General features: G+C 70.3%; 7 protein-coding genes. 1 reads left to right on the forward strand and 6 read right to left on the reverse strand.

Translation table 11 applies throughout. The features are described 5' to 3' along the window. Positions 1–6: 6 nt before the first annotated feature. The 5 genes from KUM49_RS32240 to KUM49_RS32260 all read right to left on the reverse strand — a co-directional run bounded on the left by KUM49_RS32240 (position 7) and on the right by KUM49_RS32260 (position 8,356). Complete coding sequence (locus KUM49_RS32240; RefSeq protein WP_217240495.1) at positions 7–4,320, reverse strand: tetratricopeptide repeat protein; 4,314 nt, start codon at positions 4,318–4,320, stop codon at positions 7–9. Between the two features lie 6 nt (positions 4,321–4,326). After that, positions 4,327–5,556 carry a GTPase family protein gene (locus tag KUM49_RS32245; protein ID WP_217240496.1) on the reverse strand — a complete coding sequence of 410 codons (1,230 nt, stop codon included), beginning with the start codon at positions 5,554–5,556 and terminating at the stop codon, positions 4,327–4,329. Between the two features lie 96 nt (positions 5,557–5,652). After that, a complete protein-coding gene (locus KUM49_RS32250; RefSeq protein ID WP_217240497.1) occupies positions 5,653–6,732 on the reverse strand; it encodes a serine hydrolase in 1,080 nt (359 codons plus the stop codon). Between the two features lie 3 nt (positions 6,733–6,735). Continuing rightward, the gene (locus KUM49_RS32255) at positions 6,736–7,251 is read right to left on the reverse strand and encodes a helix-turn-helix transcriptional regulator (RefSeq protein WP_217240498.1); all 516 of its coding nucleotides are present in this window, start codon (positions 7,249–7,251) and stop codon (positions 6,736–6,738) included. Positions 7,252–7,291: 40 nt separating this feature from the next. Then, complete coding sequence (locus KUM49_RS32260) at positions 7,292–8,356, reverse strand: MerR family transcriptional regulator (protein WP_217240499.1); 1,065 nt, start codon at positions 8,354–8,356, stop codon at positions 7,292–7,294. A gap of 142 nt (positions 8,357–8,498) precedes the next feature. Here KUM49_RS32260 and KUM49_RS32265 point away from each other — a divergent pair, with 142 nt between their 5' ends. After that, positions 8,499–9,368: a RimK family alpha-L-glutamate ligase gene (locus tag KUM49_RS32265; RefSeq protein WP_217240500.1), complete on the forward strand. Its 870-nt coding sequence runs from the start codon at positions 8,499–8,501 to the stop codon at positions 9,366–9,368. A gap of 117 nt (positions 9,369–9,485) precedes the next feature. Here KUM49_RS32265 and KUM49_RS32270 read toward each other — a convergent pair whose 3' ends face one another. Next, positions 9,486–10,112, reverse strand: a complete 627-nt coding sequence (locus tag KUM49_RS32270; RefSeq protein WP_217240501.1) for a hypothetical protein — start codon at positions 10,110–10,112, stop codon at positions 9,486–9,488. Positions 10,113–10,219 lie beyond the last annotated feature (107 nt).

Below are 10,219 nucleotides of genomic sequence, written 5' to 3' on the forward strand. Positions count from 1 at the left end.
GGACGGTCAGGTTCCGGCGTCTCGTCGTCTCTCCCAGTCGGCGATCAACCGCCGGAGTGCCTCGATGGGACCGACGCCCTCGGACTCCATGCGGGTGACTGCGCGGCGGCCTTGTTCGATGGCCTCGTCCAGGCGTCCCGCCTCGCCGAGCAGGGGTCCCACGTTGATCTGTGGGAGGAGGTCGGGCGTCTCACTGAGGTCGATGTGCCGGAGATACGCGTCGATCGCCTCCTCCGCGCGACCGAGTTCCTGGAGTGCCCAGCCGAGGTACATGTAGGCGCTGGCGAGCTGGTCGTCGACGCGGTACTCACCGAGTACCTCGACCGCTTCCCGCAACAGTGGCAGCGCCTGGTCGAACCGCCGCGCGTTGATGTGGTACTCGGCGGCGGTGCCGAGTGCCGAGCCGAGATCTGGCGCGTTGCCGGTCCGCCGCGCCAGCTCGACGCGCTGGAGAGTGGTGCGCAGACCGAGCTCGGGGTCTCCCATCTGATGATGCAGGCGTGCCAGGAGGGACAGCGTGACGCTTTCCTCGGCGGAAAGGCCATGGGTGTGGGCGTAGTCGGCGGCGGAGCGCAGCAGTCGTGAGGCTTCCTGCGCGTTCCCGCCGACGAGAGCGACCTTGCCCAGGCTGCCCATCGCGCGCGCGATGCTGGGGGGATGGTCGATGCTCCGCGCCAGTTCCAGCACCTGGCTGAACTCCTCTTCGGCGGTTTCGAAGTCACCTAAGCCGAGAGCTCGCTCACCCATGAGAGCCCGCGCGTTGAGCTCGGCATAGGCGGCCTCGTCGTTCGGCCGGACCGAGTGGGTCCAGCGGCCCGAGCCGCCGAACAGCGGGTCCAGCAGGGCCAGGACACGCTTCCCCTCCGGGTGCAGGGTGACACCTCGCGCCCGGAGGTCGCTCAGTATGGAGTGTGCCTCGGCCAGGAGCTGGTGTCCCTCCAGTTGCCGTGCCGGGACGCGCATCGTCTGACGTGCCAGGGCGAACAGGGCGATCGCCAGGGTCCGGGGTTCTTCCTCGCCTTCGGGCCGAGCGGTCCACAGCTGTCGGTAGATTCCGACCGCCTTGTCGAGATGCTCGATCGCTTCCTCGGGTGAGACGTCCGGGAGCGATGCGACGCGTTCGTACGCCAGACCGACGTCCCGCCGTGCCCAGACGTCGTCGGGGACGAGCGCGCTGATGCGGGACCGGAGAGCGAGTGATTCGTGGAAGACCGCGTGTGCGTCCTGGGGTGTCCTGCCCTGCATCAGCGCGTCGCCGTATCGAGCGAGAGCCGCGGCCAGTTGCTGCTGCGTCGGTAGGTCGTCGGGCAGGGCCGCCGCCAGCTTTCGGTAGCCCTCGAGCGACTGGAGGCACCAGTGCATGGCCTGTGCCGAACGACGTCGTGCGAGCTCGATGTCCCCGAGACTGGACTGGATGTGCAGCCATCGTCTGTGTGACTCGACGTTCTCCGGCGCTTCTTCGACCGCGCGGCGCGCGAGGTCCTCGGCCTCCGCGTAATGGCGAGCGGCATCGGCGAGACGGTCGGTGGTTTCGGCCAAGCGTGCGGAGTTGACGTGTGTGCGGATACGGAATTCGGCCAGGTGCGGGCTGCCCTGGAGGTGTGGTTCCAGAGCCGCCATGCGCGCGTAGTAGGTCGCGGCCGTCGGGGCGTCGCCCTCCTGCCGGCACAGTTCGGCGAGGCCTTCGAGGGCGGTGCAGTACGTCATGTACATATCACCGACGTCCGTCGGGCCCTCGGCGATCAACCGTTCCAGCGTGTGGGCACATTCGCCGTAGTGCCGCTTCGCCTCACTCGGATGGCCTTCGATCAGGTCCATGCTGCCGAGCCGTTCGAGCGCGACGGCGAAGTCGACTTCCGCGAGAGGCAACGCCTGCGAGTCGCGCGCGGCCCGGTGGTTGTCGGCGACGAGGTACTCGTACGACTGCCTGGCCGAGGCCCGGTCCCCGATGTCCATGGCCAGGTCCGCCAACCGCAGCAGTACCACCGCGTGTTGACGCTCCGCCAGTTTCCGTGCCGTCGGTGAAGCCGCCGACGCCACGGCGGTGGCAGTACTGTCACGGATCACCTCGAGAAGCGAACGGCGCTCGTCCGTGCCGGCTCCGTCGCCCGCCAGCCGGTCGTCCAGTTTCCGCAGCATCATGTGGCCGAGCTGCAGGCGTTCGGCGAAACCGAGTCCGTCCTGGGCGAGCAGGCCTGCCACCCACGGCTTGCCCTCCGGCCCGGAGTGGAACCGGGCGGCCAAGGAGTCCGTCGCCCAGCGGGCCAGGTCGGAGGCCGGTTCCGCACGCGCGTAGAGCCGTGCTGCTCCCAGTCTGTCGTCGGCGCCGACGAGATGGTGCATGAGTTCACGTCGGCGGTGGGCATCGTCCGGATCCAGGTCCGCCAGGTGTGCGGCGAGGCGCTCGTGCAGGTCCTGACGGCCGGACGGGGGGAGCGTGTAGGCGTCGAGAGCCGCGGTACGGAACGCGCTGTGCGAGAAGTCCCATTGTCCTGCGGCACCGCGCTGCACCAGATGATCACGGAACACCCGCCGGACGCTGGAGAAGAGCAGGTCGGTCCATCGGACGCCGGTGAGGGCGCCCATGACCGCGCGGAAGTCGCTCTCCCGCCAGCCCTGCCTGCCCAGGGCCAGCATCTCCATCAGGCCCTTGACCCACGCGGGTCCCTGCTGTCCGTCGGATCCCGTGCCTGCCGAAATGGCCAGCTCCGCGACCTTTTCGGCGCGCCGCATCATGCGCAGGTACATCCCCCGCGGGGTGGCCGGCAGCTCCTCCACCAGGGCGAGCTGCAGGGCCGTGAGGCGCTCGTCGGCGGGGCCCGGGAACGAGGTCGAGCGCGCGAAGTGCTCGGCACCGAGCAGGTTCATCTCCTGGCAGACCAGCTCCAGCCAGACCGGTGAGCCGTGTGCCGCCGCACCGTCCGCCGTCCGCTTCGCGAGAATCGCCTGCTTGACGCCGCGGTTGACGGCACGCCGATACCGGCGGTAGATCGAGTCGACGAGGCGGGCGGCCTCATCGGGCTCCAATGGTCCGAGCTCCAGGCGCAGGGCCCCGGTGCGCCGGCTCACCGCTTCCACGTCGTCGCCGTGGGTGGCGGTGAAGATCAGCCTTGCTGCCTCGGGCCAGATCTTCGGGAGCCAGGTCATCCGGTGGGCGCGCACCGATCGCTCGAACTCGTCGACCGCGTCGACGACGAGGGCGACCGGCCGCTGTGCGGCAACGCGGGTGAGCGCATGGGCGAACGTGCGCTCGAGGTCTGCTCCCGTGAGCTGGTCCACCGCTGCCGGACGCGAGTCGCTCGGCAGCTCCAGCAGCCAACGCCGCAGCATGGTGTCCACGGAGCCGGCTTCGCCACCGATGCCGGCGGCGTGATCGAGTACCAGCAGGTCGTCGGATTCGCGCAGCTGCCGGACCAGTTCCGCGGCGAGGCTGCTCTTGCCGGACCCCGGAACACCGGTCACCGCGCAGATCCGCGCCGTCCCCGATCCCGGTGCCCGCGATCCCGCTGTCCGTGATCCCGTCGCGAATGTCTTCAGCTCGTGCAGCAGGGTCGTGCGGCCGACGAAGTCCGCTGCGGAGGAGTGAAAGAACTCGTCGAGCACTGCACGTTCCCGGGCCTGCCAGCCCACGTTCGTGGCGCGGGAGCCCGAGGTCGCGGCGTCGAGGTCGGCCCACAGGTCCTCTGTCACCATGGCTCGGAAATCGGCCAGTCCCACCACACGGTTCTGCTGTGCGTCCCATACCGCCCGGTACTCCCGGAAGCGTTTTGGACCCAGCGACTCCCGCAGCTCACGCTTCAGCTCGTGCAGGCGTCTCGCGGCGTCTCCCGCGTCCGTGAACCGATTCCGGACCTCAGCGGGCGCGCCGCTGAGGTCCAGGTCGCGGACGTACACGCGTGCCCCGGTCAGGTGCCCGTCAGTGCGCCCCTGAAAAAGCCCGAACTGAAGCTCCAGGTCCGTCATGCTCCGGCCGGCCGTCGGCCCCTCGTACCCGGACTCCTCGGCGGTCGTCCGTGCCAGCTCGTCCGGGACCATCCAGCCGTAGCGGTCCCCGATCATGCCCAGCACGAAGGGTCTGCTGCGGGCGACCTCCGCCAGGCAGACCTGTACGACCAGACGCGACTTGGCCGCCTCGTCGGCGTGAACCGTGGTGTCCACTCCCAGACGAAGGTCGATCGGCTCGAACCCGTACCGCCGAGAGCCGAGGCGCTCCGCCATCTCGGGAAAGACGATGCTCGTCAGCAGGTCCCGCTCGGCATGGAAGTCCTCGAAGGTACTGGATACGAACAGCGGTCGCGTCTGCCTGGGGAATCCGCTCATGCGCCGTCACCTCCGCAGTAGTGCCGACAACCAGCTCGGCCCGCTGTCCCGCACCCTTTCCTGATAACACTTGAGGAAGAGATCGAGGTACCGGGTCTCGCCCCCGCTCTTGATTTCCTCAGGGTGGTGTCGAAGGTACTCGCAGACATCCATCCAAGCGCGGCCGACGGTGTACATCGCCGGTGCCCCGACAACTGTGCTCACGGCTCCGACCACGAAGTTGAGTCCCGGTACGAATTTGATGAGGCCTTTGGCCGCTACCTTTTTCCCGGCTTCCTCAGTGGCTCGTTTGGTCAACTCGCGGGCCAGCCAGCCGGCGCCTTCTTTGACGGCGACGCCACCGACCAGGATCTTCCACAGCAGGTGAGTGAGTGCCTTCACGTCCACCGGCACACCGTAGGCCACGCTGATCCCCGACATCATGCCTCCGTGGACGGCGAGCAACGACGCCATGTCCAGGACCGGAGGGGCCGAATGGGCCGGCAGTGCGCCGGCGATCGCCACTCTGATGATGTTTTTCGACCGCGCGCGCTGAACGGTGAAGTCGAGGCGCTGGGCGGCCATGGCCGCGATCCGTACGGATTCGGGGATCTCCTGCACGGTGGCATCAAGGAGTTCCCTGACTCCGTGCACCGGGTAGGTGGGGCCGGCCAGTGGGACGGTCTCGATCGAGTTGACCAAGAAGACCTTCCCGCCGGCCAGGGGGAGTTGCCTGGCCGTGATGGCTTCCGCCAGCGCGAGGGCTTCCGGGTCGACACGGTCGTCGAGCCGGTCCACGCAGGTGAGGACGGAGAACACGGGAAGTCCGAGACCGTGCAGGGACCGGATCAGCTCCGCATGCGCATCGAGGAATCGTGCCGTGGCGGATCTCGTGACGAACCAGACCGCGTGAATGGACTCGTCGCCGTTTCCCTGCTTCGCTTTTTGCAGGGTTCTCTCGACTGCGGCGATCAGGGTCGGGACCGTCCCCGCACCGATTTCGAAACCCGGAGTGTCCCAGATGCCGAGGGGTCCGTCGTCGGGTTCCCGGTAGAACTGCAAATGGACGGTCTGCCGGTTTCCGATGCCCGTTTGGGCCTGCTCAACTCCGAATACCGTGTTGACGAGCGTACTCTTTCCGGCGCCCGCATCGCCGAACAGGGCGAGGTTGAAACTCCCTCCGCGCTCCGTGAGTTCCTCGCGGTACATCTTCAGAATGCTTCGGGAAAATTCCTCGAAATTCCACTCTGCGGACATGGCCCCCCCCCACGTCGGTTTCCGCAATCGAAGATACGGGCTCTCCCGCTGCCTGTCACCGGCACCAGGGGGGCTTGTTTTGTTTTCCGCGCGCCCCTACAACGCTTCGAGTAGTCCGAAGGTCAGCTCGTCCACCGGGCGGGGGCTGTCGGTGGACTCCTCGCTGAAGGTGTTCACGAGCATCACCACCGCCGTCCCGCTCCGTCTGTCGAACGCCGCGCAGGTGCTGAATCCGCCGGTGCCGCCGCTGTGCCAGGTCATGGTGCGGCCGTCGGAGAGCGTGCTGAGGTGCCAGCCGAGGCCGAGGCGCAGGGTCGGGGCGACGGTGAAGCGGGGGCGCTGGGTCAGTTCGATCGCGTCGCCAAACGGTGAGCGGTCCGGGCGCAGTTGTGCGCCGAGGAAGCGGAGCATGTCGTCGGCGGTGCTGTAGACGGACGTGCCCGCGCCGGTGAGGACGTGGTCGTGCCAGTCGGGGACGGCGTCCCCGGCGAGATGGCCGGTGGCCTTGCGCAGGGCCATGTCCGGTCGCAGGGTCGTCGTCGTGTCGCGCAGGCGCAGCGGGGCTGCCACGTCGCGCCACAGCATCGCGTCCACGTCGTCGAAGGCCAGCGCCTGGGCGAGCAGGCCGAACCCGAGGTTCGCATAGGCGTAGGTGCTGCCCGGCTCGGTGTTCAGGGGCGTCTCGGCCAGGCCGGCGGCCAGGTCGGCCAGTGTGTAGTGCGCGTAGGGGTCGTACGGGTCCGCCTCCGTGAGGAGGTTGGGCGGCAGGGAGGGCAGGCCGGAGGTGTGGGTCGCCAGGTCGGCCAGGGTGATCCGCCGAGGGCCCTTGCGGGGGACCGGGAAGCCCGGGGGCAGGGTCAGCGGTGTGTCGAGGCGGACCCTCCCGCTGCTCACGGCGCGCGCGAGAGCCGTCGCGGTGAGGGTCTTGCCTATCGAGCCGAGCTGGAAGACCGTCCTGCCGTCCGGGGCCCTGCCGTCCTGGGACGCGCCCGCCACGTGCCTGTGTGCGCCGCGGATGACTCCGCAGACGACGCTCGGGCTGCCGGCGGCCAGCGCACGGTCCAGGTAGGGCCGCACCCGCGCGGCCAGATCGCTCCCGGCCGCCGTGGCGTGCCCGGGTAACAGTGATATTCCGGCCGCGGCCGTCGCCGCGCCCAGGAGATTCCGTCGGTTCATGAACTACTCCTGCGTCGTCGTCGGGTTCGGTGCCGGCACCACCGCGGACAACAGCACGAGCAGCGGAACCACTCTGCCCGCGGGCACCTGGTAATGGCCGCGCCCCTCGGCCTGGAGCCAGCCGGTGGCGGTGAGTTGCTTGAGGTGGTGGTAGAGCTGCCCGGTCGTGTTCAGCCCGGCCGTCTCCTGCAACTCGGCCGCGGAGCGGGTGCCACGGAGCACCGCACGCAGCAGGGTGAGCCGCACCGGGTGCCCCAGGGCGGCGTACGGCGCGGCGTGGTCCGCCCAGTCCGCTTCGAGCAGTCCCGCCGTCGCCGCACCCTGCTGCCATGCGTAGTGCTCGCCCGTGGGCAGGTCCACGACGCCGGTGAAGAGGACCTCACCGTCCCCGGTGAGCCGCTCGCGCAGCCCCTCGAGCGCCCAGAACACCTCACTCTGGGGCGCCCGCGGTCTCAACTCCAGCCGCGCCACCCGTTCTTCGAGCGCGGCGACTCGCTCCTGCAAGGGATCATCGGCCATGCCCCGACGTTACGTTATTCCGGAATAACGGAGCAACCCTTCAGGCCGTCGCCGTCTCCACCACGTCCGCCACCACACAGCTCACGTTGTCCGGCCCGCCGGCCGTGTTCGCCTCGGCGACCAGGGTGCGTACGGCCTCGTCCGGGGCCGGGGCGGCGCCGAGGAGGGTGCGGATGCGGTCGTCGGGGACGACGGTGGACAGGCCGTCGGAGCACAGGAGGTAGCGGTCGCCGGCGCGGGCGTCGTGGAGGCGGAGGTCCGCAGTCGCGGCGGCGGCGGACGGCAGGGCCTTGAGGAGCAGGGAGCGTTGGGGGTGGGCGGTGGCCTCCTCGGGGGTGAGACGGCCCTCGTCGATCAGCGACTGGACCATCGTGTGGTCGTCGGTGATGCGGAACAGGCCGCCGTCGCGCAGCAGATACGCGCGCGAGTCGCCGATGTGGACCAGGGCGAGACGGGAGCCCGTCCACAGCAGGGCGGTCAGGGTGGTGCCGTACTCGTCCGTGCCCCCGGTGATGCCCCGGACCGCCTCCGTCGCGCCCCGAACCGCGTCCTCCAGGAGGTTGAGGACGTTGCCCGCCGGCACCTCCTCCGTATCCAGGAACCTCAGCGCCTCCACGGCGGCGCTGCTCGCGGGGGCGCCCGCGGGTCCGAAGCCGTCCGCGACCGCGAGCAGCCGGGTGCCCGCGTACGCGGTGTCCTGGTTCTCGGGGCGGACCTGCCCCCGGTCCGAGTGGGCGAAGTAGCGCAGTTCCAGCATGGTGGTGTCCTTCCTCGGTGTCTGCGTCAGTTGGTCCACGAGGAACGCGGCGAGATCCCGCCGTACGGCCGTCTCCGCCTCGACCCGCGCCCAGTGGGCGCGGATCTCCCGGGCGGCGGCGGACGGTTCCAGGGCGCACACCTCACGGATCCGGGCCAGCGGCATCCCGAGCCGCCGCAGCCACGCCACCAGCCGCGCCTGCTCCAGCTGTTCGACCGCGTAGTACCGGTATCCCGTGTCGGGGTCGACCCGCGCCGGACGCAGCAGCTCCAGCTCGTCGTACAGCCGCAGCGCCTTGGGCGACAGCCGGCACGCCTTGGAGAAGGCGCCGATCGTCAGCGGTTCCATGAGGGTCCCCCGTCCCGTCTCGTCCGTTCCTCGCCACCGATGCTGGGGCTTCACCGAAGGTGAAGGTCAAAGGGGTTGTCCCGGTTCCGGGGCGGGCGGTTAGCCTGCGGGGCCACGAGCCGTACGAGAAGGGACCCCCGCCGTGCCCCGAGTCGCCCTCGTCACCTACGACCCCCGGCCCCAGACCAGCAAGGACGCCGACCTGCCCGTCCTGCTGGCGGCGCTGCGCGCGGCCGGCGCCGAGGCGGACGCCGTGTTCTGGGACGACACCGGGGTCGACTGGGGCGCCTACGACCTCGCCGTCATCCGGTCGACCTGGGACTACAGCTGGCGGGCGGCCGAGTTCGTGGCGTGGGCGGAGCGCTGCGCCAAGGTCACGCGGCTGGCCAATCCGGCGGACGTCGTGCGGTGGAACACCGACAAGTGGTACCTCGGGGATCTGACGGCGGCCGGCGTGCCCGTCGTCCCCACCCGCTACCTCGCGCCCGGCGACGCGGCCGACCTGCCCGGCGACCGCGAGTACGTCATCAAGCCGACCTCCGGCGCGGGCGCCCGTTACGCGGCGCGCTACACGCCCGAGCAGCACGACACGGCCGTACGGCACCTCGCGCGCATGCACGGGGAGGGGCTGACGGCGATGGTGCAGCCGTACATGCGCAGCATCGACGCGGCCGGCGAACGGGCGCTGCAGTTCTACGGCGGCCGTCTCCTGCACGCCAGCCGCAAACGGGCCGTCCTCGCTCCCGGCACCGCCTTCGACGCGGACAAGGTCGCCCACCCGGGCCTGGAGCCCTGGACGCCGACCCCGGCCGAACTCGCCGTCGCCGAGCGGGCTCTGGCCGCCGTACCGGACGCGGATCACCTGCTGTACGCCCGCGTCGACCTGGTGGACGGGGATGACGGACAGCCGCGGGTGATGGAGCTGGAGCTGGTCGAGCCGAACCTGTTCCTGTTCCTGCATCCGGGGTCGGTGCCCGCCGTCGCGGCGGCGATCCTGGCGGCGGCCCTTTGAGGCGCCTAGGTGTACTGCCCTGTCCGGCGGATCAAGTCGCAGGACATCCGCGGCGCCTCATCGACGCGGATCGGCGTGCCAGGCCCCGCGTCTGCGGCATGATCCGCCGGACAGGCCCTAGTCGCTCCGGTCGCCGTCGGCGGACCGGTCGTTGACCGCCACCCGCTGCAGCAGACCCCATGTGAACTCGGCGGCACACTCCCACCGCACGCCGTCACCGTCCGGGGCGGTGAAGGCCAGCCCCCACCGCGTCGGCGCCGTCCCCTGCAGGGGGCGGGCCGGGGCGAAGGCGCGGGCCGCCTCGTCGACCGTGCAGGACCAGGGAGTGAGGTCGTCGAGGGTCCGCAGTGAAGGCCCGTCGCTTCCGGGGGCGCGGATCAGCCACTCGTTCCAGACGGTGCCGTTCGGGGCGAGGAGCACCTCGAAGCGGAGGTCGGGCCAGAGCGGAAGCGGCCACCGGCGGGCCTCGCACTCGAGGTCGCCGATCCTGCGGGTCAGCACCGACTCGGGTTCGCCGAGGACCGAGCGGTAGCGGGAGGCGGCGGACCGGGACCGCGGGGAGCGGACCATCGCCTGCCACCGTCGGTTGGCCTCCCGCATGTCCGCGATGGAGACGCCCAGCTCGTGCCGGGCGCCCTCCACCAGGTCGGGATTGTGGTCGGCCATGCGGCGCAGCAGCACCAGCTGGAAGTCGAGACGGGTGAAGGGGCTGGCCGGTGGCTTTCCGGAGGGCATGCGCACCATCGTCCCCCACGCGTGTCTTCGGCGCTCCGCCTCCGGGCGCCTCGGTCGGTGTCGAGGGGACGACGGTGCTCAGTCCTTCGGGCCTCCGTGCGCTCGCCCCCTCGACT

The organism is Streptomyces sp. AC555_RSS877, from assembly GCF_019049245.1.
GTDB lineage: Bacteria > Actinomycetota > Actinomycetes > Streptomycetales > Streptomycetaceae > Streptomyces.

Bases quoted from the DNA above. Each gene is read 5' to 3' on its own strand.
- KUM49_RS32240 (WP_217240495.1), bottom strand. From the start codon at position 4,320: ATGAGCGGATTCCCCAGGCAGACGCGACCGCTGTTCGTATCCAGTACC.
- KUM49_RS32255 (WP_217240498.1), bottom strand. From the start codon at position 7,251: ATGGCCGATGATCCCTTGCAGGAGCGAGTCGCCGCGCTCGAAGAACGG.
- KUM49_RS32250 (WP_217240497.1), bottom strand. From the start codon at position 6,732: ATGAACCGACGGAATCTCCTGGGCGCGGCGACGGCCGCGGCCGGAATA.
- KUM49_RS32245 (WP_217240496.1), bottom strand. From the start codon at position 5,556: ATGTCCGCAGAGTGGAATTTCGAGGAATTTTCCCGAAGCATTCTGAAG.
- KUM49_RS32270 (WP_217240501.1), bottom strand. From the start codon at position 10,112: ATGGTGCGCATGCCCTCCGGAAAGCCACCGGCCAGCCCCTTCACCCGT.
- KUM49_RS32260 (WP_217240499.1), bottom strand. From the start codon at position 8,356: ATGGAACCGCTGACGATCGGCGCCTTCTCCAAGGCGTGCCGGCTGTCG.